This window comes from Lentzea sp. (genome assembly GCF_036380075.1).
Taxonomy (GTDB): domain Bacteria; phylum Actinomycetota; class Actinomycetes; order Mycobacteriales; family Pseudonocardiaceae; genus Lentzea.
Window position 1 is genome coordinate 13,567 of the sequence record NZ_DASVFL010000384.1, and the last position, 16,404, is coordinate 29,970.

At 70.0% G+C, this 16,404-nt stretch carries 18 protein-coding genes; 8 read left to right on the plus strand and 10 right to left on the minus strand.

What is annotated here, in order from left to right; genetic code table 11:
- Positions 1–173: 173 nt before the first annotated feature.
- A complete protein-coding gene (gene tuf, locus VF330_RS40245) occupies positions 174–1,358 on the plus strand; it encodes an elongation factor Tu (RefSeq protein WP_330857012.1) in 1,185 nt (394 codons plus the stop codon).
- 95 nt (positions 1,359–1,453) lie between these two features.
- Here the strand turns inward: tuf and VF330_RS40250 are convergent, their stop codons facing one another.
- The 5 genes from VF330_RS40250 to VF330_RS40270 are packed head-to-tail and all read right to left on the minus strand — an operon-like array spanning position 1,454 to position 5,678.
- Positions 1,454–2,404 (minus strand): TIGR03557 family F420-dependent LLM class oxidoreductase, encoded by a 951-nt coding sequence (locus tag VF330_RS40250; RefSeq protein ID WP_330857013.1) that lies wholly within the window; start codon positions 2,402–2,404, stop codon positions 1,454–1,456.
- Positions 2,401–4,158 carry a thiamine pyrophosphate-requiring protein gene (locus VF330_RS40255; protein WP_330857014.1) on the minus strand — a complete coding sequence of 586 codons (1,758 nt, stop codon included), beginning with the start codon at positions 4,156–4,158 and terminating at the stop codon, positions 2,401–2,403. Before VF330_RS40255 ends, VF330_RS40250 begins: the two co-directional genes overlap by 4 nt.
- Positions 4,155–4,877: a metallophosphoesterase family protein gene (locus VF330_RS40260; protein WP_330857015.1), complete on the minus strand. Its 723-nt coding sequence runs from the start codon at positions 4,875–4,877 to the stop codon at positions 4,155–4,157. The genes VF330_RS40255 and VF330_RS40260 overlap by 4 nt, the downstream gene beginning before the upstream one ends.
- Positions 4,874–5,080: a BON domain-containing protein gene (locus VF330_RS40265; protein WP_330857016.1), complete on the minus strand. Its 207-nt coding sequence runs from the start codon at positions 5,078–5,080 to the stop codon at positions 4,874–4,876. Before VF330_RS40265 ends, VF330_RS40260 begins: the two co-directional genes overlap by 4 nt.
- Positions 5,081–5,084: 4 nt before the next feature.
- Positions 5,085–5,678, minus strand: coding sequence for a nucleotidyltransferase family protein (locus tag VF330_RS40270; protein WP_330857017.1), 594 nt, complete (start codon positions 5,676–5,678; stop codon positions 5,085–5,087).
- A gap of 136 nt (positions 5,679–5,814) precedes the next feature.
- Here VF330_RS40270 and VF330_RS40275 point away from each other — a divergent pair, with 136 nt between their 5' ends.
- The 3 genes from VF330_RS40275 (at position 5,815) to VF330_RS40285 (ending at position 7,812) form a co-directional block, all read left to right on the plus strand.
- Positions 5,815–6,042 (plus strand): zinc-ribbon domain-containing protein, encoded by a 228-nt coding sequence (locus VF330_RS40275; protein WP_330857018.1) that lies wholly within the window; start codon positions 5,815–5,817, stop codon positions 6,040–6,042.
- Positions 6,043–6,310: 268 nt separating this feature from the next.
- Positions 6,311–6,994, plus strand: coding sequence for an SRPBCC domain-containing protein (locus VF330_RS40280; RefSeq protein WP_330857019.1), 684 nt, complete (start codon positions 6,311–6,313; stop codon positions 6,992–6,994).
- Complete coding sequence (locus VF330_RS40285) at positions 6,991–7,812, plus strand: alpha/beta hydrolase (protein ID WP_330857020.1); 822 nt, start codon at positions 6,991–6,993, stop codon at positions 7,810–7,812. The genes VF330_RS40280 and VF330_RS40285 overlap by 4 nt, the downstream gene beginning before the upstream one ends.
- Here VF330_RS40285 and VF330_RS40290 read toward each other — a convergent pair.
- The 3 genes from VF330_RS40290 to VF330_RS40300 are packed head-to-tail and all read right to left on the minus strand — an operon-like array spanning position 7,722 to position 9,955.
- Positions 7,722–8,927 (minus strand): MFS transporter, encoded by a 1,206-nt coding sequence (locus tag VF330_RS40290; RefSeq protein WP_330857021.1) that lies wholly within the window; start codon positions 8,925–8,927, stop codon positions 7,722–7,724. The two genes, VF330_RS40285 and VF330_RS40290, sit on opposite strands and share 91 nt — an antisense overlap.
- A gap of 18 nt (positions 8,928–8,945) precedes the next feature.
- Positions 8,946–9,533 (minus strand): Pr6Pr family membrane protein, encoded by a 588-nt coding sequence (locus tag VF330_RS40295; protein ID WP_330857022.1) that lies wholly within the window; start codon positions 9,531–9,533, stop codon positions 8,946–8,948.
- Between the two features lie 23 nt (positions 9,534–9,556).
- A complete protein-coding gene (locus VF330_RS40300; protein ID WP_330857023.1) occupies positions 9,557–9,955 on the minus strand; it encodes a DUF2000 domain-containing protein in 399 nt (132 codons plus the stop codon).
- 49 nt (positions 9,956–10,004) lie between these two features.
- Between VF330_RS40300 and VF330_RS40305 the strand changes: the two genes are divergently transcribed.
- Positions 10,005–10,766, plus strand: coding sequence for an AraC family transcriptional regulator (locus VF330_RS40305; RefSeq protein WP_330857024.1), 762 nt, complete (start codon positions 10,005–10,007; stop codon positions 10,764–10,766).
- 4 nt (positions 10,767–10,770) lie between these two features.
- A complete protein-coding gene (locus VF330_RS40310) occupies positions 10,771–13,368 on the plus strand; it encodes a BTAD domain-containing putative transcriptional regulator (RefSeq protein WP_330857025.1) in 2,598 nt (865 codons plus the stop codon).
- Positions 13,369–13,448: 80 nt separating this feature from the next.
- On the opposite strand, the gene VF330_RS40315 is transcribed toward VF330_RS40310, so the two are convergent.
- Both VF330_RS40315 and VF330_RS40320 read right to left on the minus strand, forming a co-directional pair.
- Positions 13,449–14,051 carry a DUF305 domain-containing protein gene (locus VF330_RS40315; RefSeq protein WP_330857026.1) on the minus strand — a complete coding sequence of 201 codons (603 nt, stop codon included), beginning with the start codon at positions 14,049–14,051 and terminating at the stop codon, positions 13,449–13,451.
- A gap of 4 nt (positions 14,052–14,055) precedes the next feature.
- Positions 14,056–14,814 carry a lytic polysaccharide monooxygenase gene (locus VF330_RS40320; RefSeq protein ID WP_330857027.1) on the minus strand — a complete coding sequence of 253 codons (759 nt, stop codon included), beginning with the start codon at positions 14,812–14,814 and terminating at the stop codon, positions 14,056–14,058.
- Positions 14,815–15,177: 363 nt separating this feature from the next.
- On the opposite strand from VF330_RS40320, the gene VF330_RS40325 reads away from it, so the two are divergent.
- Positions 15,178–15,579, plus strand: a complete 402-nt coding sequence (locus tag VF330_RS40325; protein ID WP_330857028.1) for a hypothetical protein — start codon at positions 15,178–15,180, stop codon at positions 15,577–15,579.
- Between the two features lie 91 nt (positions 15,580–15,670).
- Positions 15,671–16,216: a DUF305 domain-containing protein gene (locus VF330_RS40330; protein WP_330857029.1), complete on the plus strand. Its 546-nt coding sequence runs from the start codon at positions 15,671–15,673 to the stop codon at positions 16,214–16,216.
- Positions 16,217–16,404: the final 188 nt, after the last annotated feature.

The window sequence follows — 16,404 nt, forward strand, 5'->3', positions numbered from 1 at the left end:
GAGCTGACCACGTGCGCGGGTGTTCCCGCGGGCGCGCTCGCCGTTGCCTCGGCAGTGCTGACCGGCGCCCGACTCTGACCCTTCTCCAGTCCTTCCTCCAGGACCGCTGGAGGGGGGTCGCAGCGGTCCGACGGTCCTGAGCCACCGGCAGTTCTCACCGAGGAACCAGGAAGATGAAGCAGGAGTTCGTGCGCGCCAAGCCGCACCTCAACATCGGCACCATGGGTCACGTCGACCACGGCAAGACTACCCTTACCGCGGCCATCACCAAGGTACTGTCCGAAATGGACCCTTCCGGCACGACCTTCACGGCGTTCGACCGCATCGACCGCGCGCCGGAGGAGCTGGCCCGCGGCATCACGATCAACATCGCGCACGTCGAGTACGAGACGCCCACGCGTCACTACGCGCATGTCGACATGCCCGGCCACGCCGACTACGTGAAGAACATGATCACGGGTGCGGCGCAGCTGGACGGCGCGATCCTCGTGGTGTCCGCGGAGGACGGCACGATGCCGCAGACGCGCGAGCACGTGGTGCTGGCGCACCGCGTCGGCGTGCCGCACGTGGTGGTGGCGTTGAACAAGGCCGACGCGGTGAGCGACCCGGAGCTGCTCGACCTGGTGGAGCTGGAGATCCGCGACCTGCTCTCCCAGTACGGCTTCGACGGCGACGCCACGCCGGTGGTGCGGGTGTCCGGCCTGCGCGCGCTGCAGGGCGACCCGGAGTGGGTGCGGTCGGTGGTGGCGCTGCTCGACGCCGTCGACTCGCACGTGCCGGTGCCGGTGCGGGACGTCGAGGGGCCGTTCCTGATGCCGGTCGAGAACGTCCTGACCATCACCGGGCGCGGCACCGTCGTGACCGGCGCGGTGGAGCGCGGCGTGCTCGACCTGGGCGACCAGGTCGAGGTGGTCGGGCTCGGTGCCGCGGTGACCTCGGTCGCCACCGGCATCGAGACGTTCGGCAAGCCGATGCGGCAGGCGCAGGCGGGGGACAACGCCGCCATCCTGCTGCGCGGGGTGAAGCGCGGTGACGTCCGGCGCGGCCAGGTGCTGGCCCTGCCGGGCAGCGTCGCGCCGCACACCAGGTTCCGCGCGTCGGTGTACCTGCTGTCGCATGCGGAGGGCGGCCGGCACACCGGCATCGCGTCGAACTACCGGCCGCAGTTCCACTTCCGCACCGGCGACGTCGTCGGGGTGGTGGAGCTCGCCGGCACGCCGCTGGCCCTGCCGGGTGACACCGTCGAGGTCGTGGTGGAGCTGGGCAAGGCGGTGGCGATGGACACCGGGCTCGGGTTCGCGATCCGCGAGGGCGGCAAGACCGTCGGAGCGGGGACGGTCGGCGAGATCCTCGCCTAGGCGGCGGACGACGGCCCGAGAAGGTGGTCGCGCCGCCTCGCGAAAGCGCGGTGGGACAGGTCTGTCCCACCGCGCTTTCCGTTTCCTCCGGCTGCCTAGACGTCCAGCAGCGGCACGACTTCCTTGGCCCAGAACTCGAAGAACTCGCGCTGGTTCGTGCCGACCTGCTGCACGTGGACCTCGTCGAACCCGGCGTCCGCGAACTCCTTGATCTTCTTCGCGTACTGCTCGGGGTCCGGCCCGCACGGCATGGCGTCGCGGATCATCTCCGGCGTCACGAGCTCGGAGGCCTGCTCGAAGTGCTTCGGCGTGGGCAGCACCTGCGCCAGCTCGCCGGGCAGGGCGTCGTTGGGCCACAACCGGTGCGCGGTCTTCACCGCGTCCTCCTCCGACCTGTCGTAGCAGACCTTCAGGCCGCTCTGCGCCGGTCCGCGGCCACCCTCGGCGCGGTACTTCTCCACCAGCTCGCCGGCCGGGCCGACGCTGACGTAGCCGTCGCCGCAGCGCGCCGCGACCTTGACCGCCTTGGGGCCGAACGCGGACACGTAGATCGGCACCGGGCGCTCGGGAACTGTGTAGATGCGGGCGTTCTCGACGGTGTAGTGCTTGCCGTGGTGCGTGACCTCGTCGCCCTGGTGCAGCGTGCGGATGAGGGCGATGGCCTCCTCCAGCATCTCCAGCCGCACGTCGGCGGACGGCCAGTGGTCGCCGAGGATGTGCTCGTTGAGCGCCTCGCCGCTGCCGACGCCGAGCACGAACCGGCCCTCGGTCTGCACGGCGGCGGTGGCCGCGGCCTGGGCGATGACGGCGGGGTGGATGCGGAGCGTCGGGCACGTCACGGCGGTGGTGATCGGCAGCGTCACGGCTTCCGACAGGGCGCCGATCGTGCCCCACACGAACGGCGACTGGCCCTGCTCGTCGTTCCACGGGTGGTAGTGGTCCGAGATCCACAGCGACTCGAACCCGTGGTCCTGCGCCATCTTCGCGTGCCGGACGAGCTCGCGCGGGCCGTGTTCTTCTGACGAGAGGAAGTAGCCGAGTTTCACGGGAGGAACTCCTGGATCTTGGTCTGCACGCCGCGGCGCAGCAGGTCCCAGGCGTCGGGATCACCGCGCAGCACGGCTTCGGTCATGTCCTTGATCTGGTCGAACGTCGCGTGCGGCGGGATCGGCGGCACGTTGGGGTCGCAGCGCACGTCGAGCACGGTCGAACCGTCGAACGCGAGCGCGGTCTCCCAGGCCGTGCCGAGCTGGTTGGGGTCGTTGACCTCGATGCCCTGCAGGCCGATCGACCGCGCCCAGGACGCGTACGACACGTCCGGGAGGGTCTGCGACTCCTCGAACTTCGGGGCGCCGCCCATCGCGCGCAGCTCCCACGTGACCTGGTTGAGGTCGTTGTTGTGGAAGACGCACACCACACAACGGATGCCGTAACGCCGCAGCGTCAGCAGCTCCGCCATGCCGTTCATCTGCATCGCGCCGTCGCCGACGAGTGCGATCAACGGCCGGTTCGGCTGGGCGAACGCGGCGCCCAGCGCGTACGGCACGGCGCAGCCCATCGTGGCCAGCGTGCCGGACAGCGACGACCGGACGCCGCCGCGGATCTTGAGCAGCCGCGCGTACCAGTTCGTCGCCGAACCCGAGTCCGCGGTGACGATCGCGTTGTGCGGCAGGCGTTTCGACAGCTCGGAGACGATCCGCATCGGGTTGACGGGGTCGGCCGGCACCTGCGACTGCCGGTCCATGACCTCCCACCAGCGTTCGACGTTCGACTCGATCTTCTCCCGCCACGAGCGGTCGTCCTTGCGCTCCAGCAACGGGATCAGCGCCCGCAGCGTCTCCGCGGAGTCGCCGACGAGGTTGACCTCGGTCGGGTAGCGCATGCCGATCGCGCGGCCGTCGACGTCGATCTGCACGCCCCGCGCGGAACCGAACTTGGGCAGGAACTGCGAGTACGGGAAGTTCGAGCCGACGATCAGCAGCCGGTCGCAGTCGCGCATCATCTCGTACGACGGCCGGGTGCCCAGGATGCCGATCGACCCCGTCACGTACGGCAGGTCGTCGGGCAGGACGTCCTTGCCCAGCAACGCCTTCGCGACGCCGGCGCCGAGCAGCTCCGCCACTTCCCGCACCTCGTCGGCCGCACCGCGGGCGCCCTGGCCGATCAGGATCGCGACCTTCTCGCCGGAGTTCAGCACCTCGGCCGCCCGCTCGATCTCCTCCGCGGACGGCACGACGGTCGAGGAGGGCCGCGACGGCGGGCTGGACGGGATGTACTTGAACTCGTGCTTGGGCGGCTCGTAGTCCTGCTCCTGCACGTCGTTCGGGATGATCAGCACGGCCGGCGCGCGGTCGGCCTGGGCCGTGCGCATCGCCCGGTCCAGCGCGTTGGGCAGCTGCTCGGGCACCGTCACGTCGACCAGGTAGGAGGCGACGTCGCGGAACAGCGAGTGCAGGTCGACCTCCTGCTGGTAGCTACCGCCGAGCGCGGTGCGGGCGGTCTGACCGACGATCGCGACGACCGGCACGTGGTCGAGCTTCGCGTCGTACAGGCCGTTGAGCAGGTGGATCGCGCCGGGACCGCTGGTGGCCAGGCACACGCCGACGTCACCGCTGAACTTCGCGAACCCGACGGCGGCGAACGCGGCCATCTCCTCGTGCCGCGTCTGGATGAACCGGGGGTCGTTGTCCGCCTTGCCGAACGCGGCCACGATCCCGTTGATGCCGTCGCCGGGGTACGCGAAGACCTGCTTGACGCCCCAGTCGCGCAGGCGTCCGACGATGAAGTCGCCGACGGTCATGAGGAGGTTCCCTCCAGCACGTAGACCGTGTAGGCGGAACGGATGATCGGCTGGGCGACGTTGCGGACGCGCACCCCGCCGGGCGTCATGCCCTGCTCGGTGCCGAAGTGCGCGTGGCCGTGCACCGCGAGGTTCATGCCGGTCTCGTCGATGGCCTCGCCGAGCAGGTACGAACCGAGGAACGGGTAGATCTCCGGCGGCTCGCCGCGCAGCGTGTCGGGCACCGGCGCGTAATGCGTCAGCGCGACCTTGACGTCGGTGTCCAGTTCGGACAGCGCGCCCTTCAGGTTCTCCGCGATGTCGCAGGTGTGCTGGATGAACGCCTTCATCTCGCGCTCGCCGAACGCGCTGCCGCACTTGCCGGCGAAGCCGCCGCCGAACCCCTTCACCCCGCCGATGCCGATGGAGCAGCCGTTGACCCGGTGGGTGAACGTCGTGCCCTCCAGCACGTGGATGCCCTTGTCCTCCAAGGTCTTCGTGACCTCGGCTGGCTTGTCGTCCTGGTGGTCGTGGTTGCCCAGCACGGCGACGACGGGCACCGGCAGGTCGGCGAACTCGTCCGCGACCACCTCGGCCTCGACCACCGTGCCGTGCCGGGTGAGGTCACCGGCCAGCAGCAGGATGTCGGCGTGCTCGCCGACCTTCTCCAGCGCCGGGCGCAGGTGCCCGCGCATGTCCTCGCCGAGGTGGATGTCCCCGACCGCCGCGACGCGGATCATCGCAGGTCCTCCTCACCCTCCGGCTCGCCCGCCGGGGTCACGCGCACGTCGTTCAGGATCTTGAGCTCCGGCGCGGCCTCGTGCAGGACCTCCTCGAGCGCCGCGCGCCGGTCGGCGCAGGCCACGTCGCCGGAGAGCATCACGTTGTCGCCGCGCACGGTGACCCGGACGCCGAGCTCCGCGGTCCTGGGGTCCTCCGCCACCGCCCTACGCAGATTTGCCGCCCGGTACTGCTCGGATTCCATTGCCGCCCCTCCCGATGATGTCCAGTCGTTCGATGAGCAACAGGAACGCCTCGGCGTACGGGGAGTGCCTCGTCTCCTCGCGCACGTGGTCCCAGTCGATCTGCTCCCGCAGCGCGCGGGCGAACGGCAGCAGCTCGCTGAAGTCGCAGCGGTGGCCGTCCAGCACCAGCAGCTTGCTGATGAGCACGTAGGTCGCGGGCATCACCGGCAGCAGCACCGACCCGACGGGCATCTCCTCGGCCATCGCCAGGATCTCGTCGGTGACGGGCCGTTCGTTGGGCCGGAACAGCAGGTCCACCAGCGAGTCGCCGTCGTAGACCTTCAGCAGCCAGTCCTCCGGCGGCTCCGCGGCGCGCAACCCGCGCTGCACCAGCACCCGCACGGCCTCCCTGGCGTCCTGCTCGCGCACGAGCAGGTCCACGTCGTGTTCGCTCGTCGGGCCACCCCGTGCATAGCCGGCGCAGCCACCCGTCAGCGCGAAGGGGATCTCCGCGCTGCGCAAGGCGTTGGCGACCTTGGTCAACGTCCGCAGCAGCTCGTCCTGCACGTCGCTCATGCACTCGCGGTTACCCGTCGAGGCGCGGAGTGAACCCCCACGGCAGGGGGAACGGAGATCCGGAGGGCGAGCGCCGTGAGGCGCAACGAGAACCCCGAGCCGCGCGTCACAGAGTGAAACGACCCCGGGAGCACACATGTTCATCTTCGGCTGGCGCACCACGGTCGAACAGCTGCGGATGCTCCAGCTGGTGTGCGGGCACTGCCACCACCAGTCGGCGCACCACCTGTTCCGGCGCTACACCAAGCCGACGTTCTTCTTCATCCCGCTGTTCACCATCAGCAGCAAGTACGGGCTCCAGTGCACCTTCTGCGGTGTCTCCTACGACATCAGCAAGATGCACGCCCATCAGCTGGCGGGCTGACAGGCCGCGCAGCCGGGCGCGTTCCGGTCGGTCGTGACGCGCCCGCACTCCGGGCAGACCAGCTCCAGCAGGCAGGCCGGTTCCCCCTCGGGAACACGCTCCGGGTTCACCCGGTCGTGACCAGGCCGTTCGTCACCGCCGCCCATCCTCCCAGCCTACGCACGGGATCGACCGACAAGTTTTTTTGTCAAGAACAGCTGTGCTGTCTTGACGAGAAGAATTGTCCGGAGCAGGATGAGACCATCCACCCGGCACGAAGAGGAGAACGATGGGCCACGAGTTCGAGAGCACCGACGAGATCGAGGTGCCGGCGTCCACCGAGGACGTCTGGACGGCCATCGCCACCGGACCGGGCATCGACTCGTGGTTCATGGGCACCAACGAGGTCGCGGGCGGTCAGGTCAAGATGGCGTTCGGCGGCTACGGGCCCACGTGCGAGATCACCGCGTCGGAACGGCCGCGGCACTTCGCCTACGACACCGGCAAGGCGCCCGACGGCCGGTTCATGGCCTACGAGTTCCTCGTCGAGGGCCGCGAGCACGGCAGCACCGTGCTGCGCATGGTCACGAGCGGGTTCCTGCCCGGCGACGACTGGGCCGACGAGTTCGAGGCGATGACGCTGGGCGGCGCGCTCTTCCGCGGCACGCTGGCCGAGTACCTCACCCACTTCGCCGGGCGCACGGCCCGTCCGCTCACGGTCTTCGGACCGGCGGTCGGCGACTGGGACGACGCCTGGAAGAGGCTCGACGCGGCCGTCGCCGAGAAGCTGCCGGACGCCGTCGAGTACCACCGCAACGCCCACACGCTCGGCCTGCGCACCCGCACGGGCCTGTACCGCTTCATGCGCGGGTTCACCGGCTCGATGATCGCCGCGCACCACGTCTTCGAGGGCGACGAGTCCGAGCAGGACTGGCAGGGCTTCCTCGACAACACCCTGGGAGAGCAGAGATGACCCGCTTCGCCACCTCCGCCGACGGCACGGAGATCGCGTACTCGATCACCGGCTCCGGGCCCGCGCTGGTGCTCGTGGACGGCGCGCTGTGCCACCGGATGTTCGGGCCGTCCACCGAGCTCGCGTCCGTGCTGGACAAGAACTTCACCGTCCACACCTACGACCGGCGGGGACGCGGTGAGACCGGTGACGGCGCGACGCCGTGGTCGGTCGAGCGCGAGGTCGAGGACGTCGACGCGGTCATCCGGGAGGCCGGCGGCAGCGCGTTCGTCTTCGGCGTCTCCTCGGGTGCGGTCCTCGCGATGGAGGCCGCCTCGCGACTGCCGGGCATCAGCCGGCTCGCGCTCTACGAGGCGCCGTTCGTCGTGGACGACACCTACCGGCCGCGGCCCGCGGACATCGTCGAGCAGATGAACGCCATGCTCGCCCGCGGCGACCGCTCCGCGATGATCTCCACGTTCATGAGGATGGTCGGCGTGCCCGCCATCGGACTCGCGATCATGAAGCTGACGCCGGTGTGGAAGAAGCTCAAGCCGGTCGCGCACACGCTGCCGTGGGACCTCGCGATCCTCGGCGACGACGGCCGCGGCGCTCCCCTTCCCGCGGACCGCTGGAAGGTCGAGGTCCCGACGCTCGCGATGGACGGCGGCAAGAGCCCCGAGTACCTCCGCAACGCCATGCGCGACGTCGCGGAGGTGCTGGGAGCGGACCACAGGACGTTGCCCGGTCAGACGCACATGTACAAGTCGTCGGTCGTGGCGCCGGAACTGGTGGAGTTCTTCTCGCGGGCCCAGCGCACCGCGGGCCCCATCGCGTAGCCGGCCACCACGAACAGCCCGCCGACCAGCAGCCACCCGGCGGAGCCCCAGCCGAGGACGACGGTGGTGAGCAGCGCGGGGCCGACCATCCGGGCGACGGCCGTTCCCGTCGCGAAGAAGCCCTGGTACTGGCCCTGCCGGTCGGCGGGCGCGAGGGAGAAGCTGATCTCCCACGCGCCGGAGGCGAGCATCATCTCGCCGAGCACCTGCAACGCGGCGGCCGCGACGAGCAGCGCCGCCGCGGACCAGGCGCCGACGCCGGCCGCCGTCACGGCGAACACCGCGCAGGACGCGAGCATGACCAGGCCGGCGTGCCGGACGAGCCTCGACGCGCTGCCGAGCCCGGTGGCGCGCCGGGCGATCCGCACCTGGAACAGCACGACGGCCGCGGTGTTCAGCACGAGCAACGCGGCCGCGAGCCACGTCGGCGCCTCGGTGCGCTGCACGATCCACAGCGGGATGATCAGGCTCAGCAGCGGCATGTAGAGCAGCATCACGGCGTTGATGAGCGTGATCAGCGCGTACGGCTTGTCCCTGAGCACGTCGAACTTGCCCTTGGCCCTGGTCATCGCGGTCTCCGGCAACGTCGTCAGCACCGCGGCGGCCGCGAGGAAGCAGAGCGCGTCGAGCACGAACACGGCCGTGTAGGCGGCCTCGGTGCCGAGGTGCAGGGCGAACCCGCCCGCCGCCGCGCCGATCGCGATGCCCGCGTTGGCCGTCGACTGGATGCGCGCACGCACCCGTGTGCGTTCACCGGGTGTGGTGAGCCCCGCCAGCAGGGCCTGTCTGGACGCCTGCAACCCGCTCTGGAAGCTCGCGTACAGGCACATGACCGCCACGAACGCGGCGAAGTTCCGGGTGAACAGCAGGACGCCGATGCTCGCGGCGGTCGCGGCGGCGAGCACGACGGCGGTCGTGCGCGGCCCCCAGCGGTCGGCGAGGTGTCCGAGCGCGACACCGGCGACCGCGCCGACGCCCCACGCGAGGGTCAGCGCCAGTCCGACGCGCGTCGCGCTCAGGCTGACGACCTGGGTGAAGTACAACGCCGAGACGACGAGGAACCCGCCGTCCCCGACGGAGTTCGTGAGCTGTGCGTACGCGAGTCGCCTGGTCATGAGACGACCGTAGGACGCTCATTGGCTCTGAGTGTGGGGCAAAAACGCGCTTCTTCTTTGGGCCAATTTGGTGCCGACCCAGGACACGACGTATGACAGCGCCACGATGATCACCGCGACGACGAGGCAGTTCACCAGCACCTGGCCGTACCCCTGCCCGCGCGGATCGACGAACGGGTACGGGTACCAGTCCGCGATCGGTCCCCTAGCCAGCGTGTACGTGATGTAGGCCAGCGGGAACGCGAGCCAGGTCCAGGGCCTGGTGGTCCGTCCGGGCGCGACCAGCCAGTCGACGACCACGAGAACGGGCACGATCGTGTGCAGCACCCAGTTCGCGTACGGCGGCGTCTGCACGTCGATACCGCGCAGCAGCAGCGGGTACACCAGGCCCGTGGTCGCGATGTAGAGCACGGCGGCGCCCCGCAGCTGCGCCGACACGGGGCGGAACACGCCGAGCAGTGCCACCACCGCCGCGACGAGGTTGGACAGCACGGTGAAGTAGCCGAGGTGGTTGACCGGCTGGAACCTGTCGCCCAGCATCACGACCAGGTATACCTCAGCCGAAAGAACCAGCAGGAACACGGCCATCCGGAGCAGTCTGGTCACCGGGGTATTGGACCCCGGTTTCGTCAGGGGTGCATCCGGGCGCCCTTGAAGATCTTGTCGACGGCGTTCTTCTGGCCGTGGACCGCGATGCCGACCAGGTCGAGGTCCTGGGTGTGCACCTTGCGCACGGCGGCACGGTTGTCCTCGTCGTTGCCGGTGGCGAACAGGTCCGCGGTGAAGATGGTCATCTGCTGGTTGCGGGTCAACGCACGCTCGTGGGCTTTCTTGACCAGGTCCTTGTCACCCTGCAGGACGACGACGGGCTGGCCGAACATCGCCAGGTAGCTCACGTCGTCGGCGTCCACGTACGGCTCGCCGCGGAGCGTCTCTGGCAGGCCGCTGACGAGGAAGGCGGTCACATTCAGCGCCTGCCAGCCGGCCAGGTCGTCCCGCAGCAGCACAGCGATCTTGGTGTCGAACATGGCCCCACGATCTCTGCGGGCACCGGCTTTCGTCTTGTACGTTCCTGACATGAACGTCGCCGCGTGGAAACCGGCGGTGGAGGGCATCAAGGAGGTCTTCCACGCCTCCTTCACCACGCACGTCTACCCGGCGCACACGCACGACGCGTGGACGTTGATGCTGCTCGACACCGGTGCGGTGCGCTACGAGCTGGACCGCCACGAGCACGGCGCCCTCGTCTCCGGCGTCACGCTGCTGCCGCCGCACGTCCCGCACGACGGCCGGTCAGCGCACCCGGCGGGGTTCCACAAGCGCGTGCTGTACCTCGACGACTCGGTGCTGCCCGTGGACCTGGTCGGCAAGGCCGTAGACACGCCCATGCTGGTCGACCCGCTGCTGCGACAGCGCGTGCACCAGCTGCACCTGGCGCTGGACGAGCCGTTCGAGGCGGCGAGCCGGCTGGCACTGATCGCCGAACGGCTGACGCACCACTTCGCGGGCACCGAACCGGTCCGCCACGCCGACGCGACGCTGGCGGACCGGCTGCGCCAGCTCCTGGACGCGTCGCTGCCGGACGGGATGACGCTGAACGCGGCCGCCGAGGAGCTGCAGACCAGCCCGACGCACCTCGTGCGGGCGTTCAGCCGCCGGTTCGGGCTGCCGCCGCACCGGTACCTCACCGGGCGCAGAGTGGATCTCGCGCGCGGGTTCCTCGTGGAGGGGCGGTCGGCGGCGGAGGCGGCGGTGCTGGCCGGGTTCCACGACCAGTCCCACCTGACGCGCCATTTTCGCCGTGTCCTGGGTATGAGCCCCGGCCGGTTCGTACGCTGACACCGTGCACGTCGGCATCCTCGGGCCCGTTGAGGCGCATTCCCCGGACGGCAAGATCGCGATCGGCGGTCCGCGTCCGCGCACTCTGCTGGCGTTGCTGGCGATGCGGGTGGGCGAGATCGTCCCGCTCGACCGGCTGGTCGACGAGCTCTACGGCTCGGAACCGCCCGCGGACGCCGCGAACGGCCTGCAGAGCCAGGTGTCGAGGCTCCGCCGGGCCCTCGGCGGCGCCGACCTCATCGAGTTCCACCCCGCCGGGTACCGCCTGGCGCTGGCGGCGGACCAGGTCGACGCGCACCGGTTCGCCGCACTGGCGGCCGACGGCCGGAAGGCCTTGGACCAGGGCGACGCGCAGACCGCGGAATCCCTGCTGTCCGAAGCACTTCGGCTCTGGCGCGGACCGGCGCTCGCGGACGTGCCCGTGCCCGATCACGCGACCCGTCTCGAACAGCAACGGTCCGCCGCCACGAACGCGCTGGTGGCCGCACGGATCCGGCTCGGCAAGGCCGACGTGCGGGAGATCCAGGACCTGGTGCGGCAGCACCCGCTGGACGAACGGCTGCGCGGCTACCTCATGCAGGCGTTGCACCAGGACGGCCGCCAAGCCGAGGCGCTGCAGGCGTTCGAGGACGCACAGGCGTTGCTCGCCGACGAGCTCGGCACCGACCCGTCGCCGGAGCTGCGCGCGATCCACGTCCGGATCCTGCGTGGACAGACCCACCGCGAGCTTCCCGCGCAGCTCACCAGTTTCATCGGCAGGCAGGACGAGCTGAGGCGCATCGCGGCGCTCGAGTCCCGGCTCGTCACGCTCACCGGTCCCGGCGGCGCGGGCAAGACCAGGCTCGCGGTGCAGGCCGCGCCGCCGTCGGCGATCTTCGTGGACCTCGCGCCCGTCAAGGACGTCGCGGCGGCGACGCTGCAGGCGTTGGGGCTCAAGGAAACCGTGCTCGAACCGGAGGACCGGCTCACGCTCGCGCTGCGCGAACGCGACACGACGCTGATCCTCGACAACTGCGAGCACGTGGTCGTCCAGGCGGCCCGGCTGGCCCAGCATCTGCTCAGCACGTGCCCGTCGCTGCGGATCCTCGCCACGAGCCGCGAACCGCTGGGCATCACCGGCGAGACGCTGTGCCCGGTGCCGCCGCTGGACCCGGAGCAGAGCGTGGCGCTGTTCACCGACCGCGCCCGGCTGGTGAACCCGAACTTCGTGCGGGACCAGCAGACCGCGGACATCTGCCGTGAGCTGGACGGCCTGCCGCTCGCGATTGAGCTCGCCGCCGCCCGCACGCGGTCGCTGACCACGAAGGAGATCTCGGACCGGCTGAACGACCGCTTCCGCCTGCTCACCAAGGGAAACCGCGCCGCGGCACCACGCCACCAGACGTTGCGCGCGGTCGTGGAGTGGAGCTGGGACCTGCTCTCCGACGAGGAACGCGACCTCGCCGCCTGCCTGGCCACGTTCAGCGGCGGCGCGACGCTGGAGGCGGTGGAACAGGTGTGCCGGCACGACGTCGAGGTGCTGGACGCGTTGGTGGACAAGTCGTTGGTGGAGGCGGCCGACGGCCGCTACCGGATGCTGGAGACGATCCGGGAGTTCTGCTCACGGCACCGGCGCGTCGACGCCGAGCACGCCGCCTACTTCCACGACCTGGCCGCGCGCGCGGATCCCGAGCTGCGGCGGAGCGACCAGGTCGAGTGGTTCACGCGGATGACCGCCGAGCACGCGAACCTGTTGCAGGCAGTCGAATGGACCACCGAGCACGATCCCGCGCGAGCGTTGCGGCTCGTCAGCGACCTCGCCTGGTACTGGTACGTGAAGGGCAGCCGCACGGAGGTCGAGGGCCTGGCCCGCAGGCTCCTCGAACGGGTTCGGGAGGAACCCACCGAGGAGTACGCGGTCCTGCTCGCGCTGGCGGCCCCGGAACGCGTGCACACCGTCCTCAAGCAGCTGACCGGGCCGATCCGCCAGCCGTTCGTGCTCATCGCCTGGGCGATGCTCACCGGCCCGCCCGACCCCGACGCCCCGCGCACCGCCCTGCAGGACGAGGTCGAGCGCAGCGAGGACCCGTGGATCCAGGGCCTGATCGGCTTCAGCAACTCCTACACCGGCTGGGTCGTGCGCGGTGACCGGCCGCTCGCGATCGCGCAGTCCCGCGCGGCGCTGCGGCAGTTCCAGGACCTCGGCGAACGCTGGGGCGCGGCCCAGGTCCTGGACGTGCTGGCCACCCTCACCGAGGACCCGCACGAGGCCCTGGCGCTGACCGACGAGGCGTTGCGGGCCGTCACCGAGCTGGGCGCCAGGGAGGAGCTCGCGGAACTGCGCGGCCGGCGCGCCGACCGGTTGCTCGACCTCGACCCCGACCAGGCCGAGCGCGAGTACCACCAGGCCCTCGCGCTGGCGGCGGAGGCGGGTCTCTCGGCCACCCGCGCGCTCGCGAGCACCGGCCTGGCGAAGCTCGCCCAGCGCAGGGGCGACCTGGAGCGCGCGGAGCGGCTGCTGCGGGACGCCCAGCGGGAGCTCGGGTTCGGGTGGATGCACGTGGCGGCCAAGCAGCAGGTGGAGGAAGCGCTCAGCGAGCTGGCGCGCACTCGGGGAGCGTGATCGCGCGGGTCCGGCGATCCCCGCCCCCCGAGACGAGTACGTCCGTGCGGGACGGGGTTCGCCGGTGCGCTGACCGAACGCTACGACTGGCTGATGATCTTCAGCATCTGCTGGATCTGGCCCTGGCGCGAGTTGGCCACGCGTTCCGCGTAGGCCGTGGCCTCCGGGTTCATGCCGTCCTTCTTCTCCGTCAGCGACATCTCCACGGCAGCGCCCTGGTGACCCGTCATGAGGTTGAGGAAGGAGGCGTCGAACTCGGCGCCGCTCTTGTTCTTGGTCTCGTCGATGACCTTCGCGTCGAGCAACGGCTCACCGCCGTGGGCGGTGTGCAGGCTCGCACCGTCGCCCTCCGGCTTGTCCCAGAGCTTGAGCCACGACTTGAGCGTCGACAGCTCCTCGCGCTGGGTCGCGTCGATCGCGCTCGCGAGGTCCTTGGCCTCCTGCCGCGTGGCCTTCGCCATCCCGAGCTGGGAGAGGCTGATGCCGAGCTGCAGGTGGTCCACCATCATCTGCACGAACATCACGTCCGCGTCGTTGAACCTCGCGCTGGCGGCGGGTGCAGGTGGCGCGGTGGACGACGCGCCGTGCCCGTGGCCTGTCTGGCCCTCGGGCACGACCGCCTGCCCACCGCACCCCGCCAGCGCCAGGACCGCGACGACGGTCACGATCACAAGGCGCTTCATCAGGTCAGACCCGCTCCCAGAGAGCCGGCACGTTCGGCGGCTCCCAGCCGGTCAGCGAGGTGTGCGCCTGGCGGCACCGGTAGTTGGAGCCGCCGTAGCTGACCTGCGCACCGGTCGCGTACGACACGTTCGCCGCCCACGAGCCACCGGCGGGCGGCTGGGTCGGCTGGTTGGTCGTGGTGGTCGGCGGGTTGGTGGTGGTCGTCGCCGGGGGCTTCGGCGTCGTCGTCGCGGGCGGAGGCGTGGTGCCGCCGCCGTTGATGTTGACGTCGATGCAGGAGTAGAACGCGTTGCCCGTGTCGGCGATGTTCCAGACCGCGAGGATCTTCTGCCGGCCGGAGAACCCGCTCAGGTTGACGGTGTGCCGCGTCCCGTCGACCGGCGCGGCGTTGCCGCCGTCGACGAACCCGACGCGCGTGCCGCCGATGAAGTACTCGTAGTTGCTCGTCTTGTGGCGGGCCGTGAAGGTCCAGCCGATGGAGAGGCTGGTGCCGGTGCTGGTGGCCTGCCAGCCCTTGTTGTCGTCGTTCAGCTCGTCGAAGTCACCACGGGCGCCGTTGCAGTTCTTCAGGCCCTTCGGACCTTCGGCGCTCTGCGGCTCCCACGTGGGCGCACCGCAGGGAACGGTCTTCAGCGCACACTGGGCGGACCGGCTGGGCGGCGACGACACGTACCCGTGCGCGCTCGCCGAACCGACCGGGGTGATGAACACGATTGCAGGGACAGCGGCCAGGACCAGCGCCGCTTTGCGAGTGAATTTCATTCTTCCGAACTCCTCGGATCGTTCCCGGACAGGGGGGATCCCGTAGGCAGGGGGCGGGAACCGGGAGCGTGCTCTGCGACGCTCGCCGATCCAGTTTCGGTTGGTCTAGACCATAAACCGGCTTTCGGAAAGTGGTCAAGTGACCACCAGCTCCGAACCGAAAATCATTGTGCAACAACAAGTCCACTGCCCCGACTGGTACTGCCGGTCACCCGTTCAGCCCACCGGAGGGGCCCACTCGGACCACTGGTAGGACATCGCTTCAGTGGGTACCCGGTGCTCATGCGCGATTTCGACGAGCCCAGCAGGGCAGCCGGTCCAGGCGTGGTGGCCGACGGACCCGCAGGTGCGCCAACGATCCTCGTGATCGATCCAGCGGGCGAGGCCCTGCACGACGGCATCCCGGCGACCTGGCGCGACCTCACCGACAGGCTCCGCGTGGTGTGGCTGCGGGTCCCGGCCGCACCGGGCTGGCAGTCCACAGTGGATGCCGTCCTCACCAAGCACAGCGACGAGGAGCACCCGGTCCTCGACGTGGTCTCGAGCGGCCCGATAGCGTCCGACGTCCTGGACCTGGTCCGCCGGCACGAGGACCTGGTCCGCTCGGTCCTGCTGGTGGACCCGGAGGTCACCGTGGACGAGTCCTTCGCCCACACCATCGTCCGCAGCCACAAGTCCCCCGACGACCGCATCCCGCCGCCACTCCCCCTGGGCCACCCGGACGTGGTGTTCAACGTGGTGAAAACCCTGAACACCTTCGACTGACCACGAGAAGCACTTAGGTTCAGGAACTTTCTCTGAACCGGACACAACGACCACCCGTATGCCTCGTCAGGGAACCGAGACGGGAGGCATCATGCGCACGCGTCTGCTCATGATCGTGCTAGGCGGCCTGCTGGCACTGACGGGCTGCTCGACGGCGAGCGGAGGCACCGGCGGCGAACCAGCCGCCAACGAGGCGGACGCGACGTTCTCGCTGCGGATGATCCCGCACCACCGCCAGACCATCGAGATCTCGAAGGTCGCGGTGGAACGCTCGAAGGACCAGTTCGTCATCGACGTGGCCGACAAGATCGCGACCGCCGAGGCGGGCGAGATCGAGCAGATGTCCACCTACCTGCGAAGCTGGAACATCCAGATCCCCGGCGACGACCCCGGCGCCACCCACAAGATGGCGGGCATGATGACCGCCAAGGACGTGGACACCCTGAAGGCGGCCCAGGGCAAGCAGTTCGACGACCTGTTCCTGGCCACCCTGTCCCGCCACCTCCGCAGCGGCGTGGACATGGCGAAGGACGCCCAGGCCAAGGGCGAGCACATCGGCTCGAAGGCCCTGGCGGGCAAGATCGTGGTGAGCCAGAGCGAGGTCCTGGACCAGATCGCGGCAAAGCAGAAGTCCTAGCAGGACAAACGAAAGCCAAGGCAGGCACCGCGAAGCCGAAGGCGAGCAGCAAAGGCGAAGCCGAGCCGCTCTTGGCTTTTGCTCTTGGCTTGAAACAGAAGGTTCCGGTGGGGTGGTCCCGTCACGAGCCGTGCAAAGCACTCGCTGCACGTGAGGAGGGGTGTCAACTCGACACGCTTTTCGTCGAG

Excerpts from the sequence above, each read along its gene's own strand:
- VF330_RS40305 (WP_330857024.1), top strand. The coding sequence starts at position 10,005 with ATGAACGTCGCCGCGTGGAAACCGGCGGTGGAGGGCATCAAGGAGGTC.
- VF330_RS40290 (WP_330857021.1), bottom strand. The coding sequence starts at position 8,927 with ATGACCAGGCGACTCGCGTACGCACAGCTCACGAACTCCGTCGGGGAC.
- VF330_RS40300 (WP_330857023.1), bottom strand. The coding sequence starts at position 9,955 with ATGTTCGACACCAAGATCGCTGTGCTGCTGCGGGACGACCTGGCCGGC.
- VF330_RS40260 (WP_330857015.1), bottom strand. The coding sequence starts at position 4,877 with ATGATCCGCGTCGCGGCGGTCGGGGACATCCACCTCGGCGAGGACATG.
- VF330_RS40280 (WP_330857019.1), top strand. The coding sequence starts at position 6,311 with ATGGGCCACGAGTTCGAGAGCACCGACGAGATCGAGGTGCCGGCGTCC.
- tuf (WP_330857012.1), top strand. The coding sequence starts at position 174 with ATGAAGCAGGAGTTCGTGCGCGCCAAGCCGCACCTCAACATCGGCACC.
- VF330_RS40270 (WP_330857017.1), bottom strand. The coding sequence starts at position 5,678 with ATGAGCGACGTGCAGGACGAGCTGCTGCGGACGTTGACCAAGGTCGCC.
- VF330_RS40255 (WP_330857014.1), bottom strand. The coding sequence starts at position 4,158 with ATGACCGTCGGCGACTTCATCGTCGGACGCCTGCGCGACTGGGGCGTC.
- VF330_RS40275 (WP_330857018.1), top strand. The coding sequence starts at position 5,815 with ATGTTCATCTTCGGCTGGCGCACCACGGTCGAACAGCTGCGGATGCTC.
- VF330_RS40320 (WP_330857027.1), bottom strand. The coding sequence starts at position 14,814 with ATGAAATTCACTCGCAAAGCGGCGCTGGTCCTGGCCGCTGTCCCTGCA.
- VF330_RS40330 (WP_330857029.1), top strand. The coding sequence starts at position 15,671 with ATGCGCACGCGTCTGCTCATGATCGTGCTAGGCGGCCTGCTGGCACTG.
- VF330_RS40315 (WP_330857026.1), bottom strand. The coding sequence starts at position 14,051 with ATGAAGCGCCTTGTGATCGTGACCGTCGTCGCGGTCCTGGCGCTGGCG.
- VF330_RS40285 (WP_330857020.1), top strand. The coding sequence starts at position 6,991 with ATGACCCGCTTCGCCACCTCCGCCGACGGCACGGAGATCGCGTACTCG.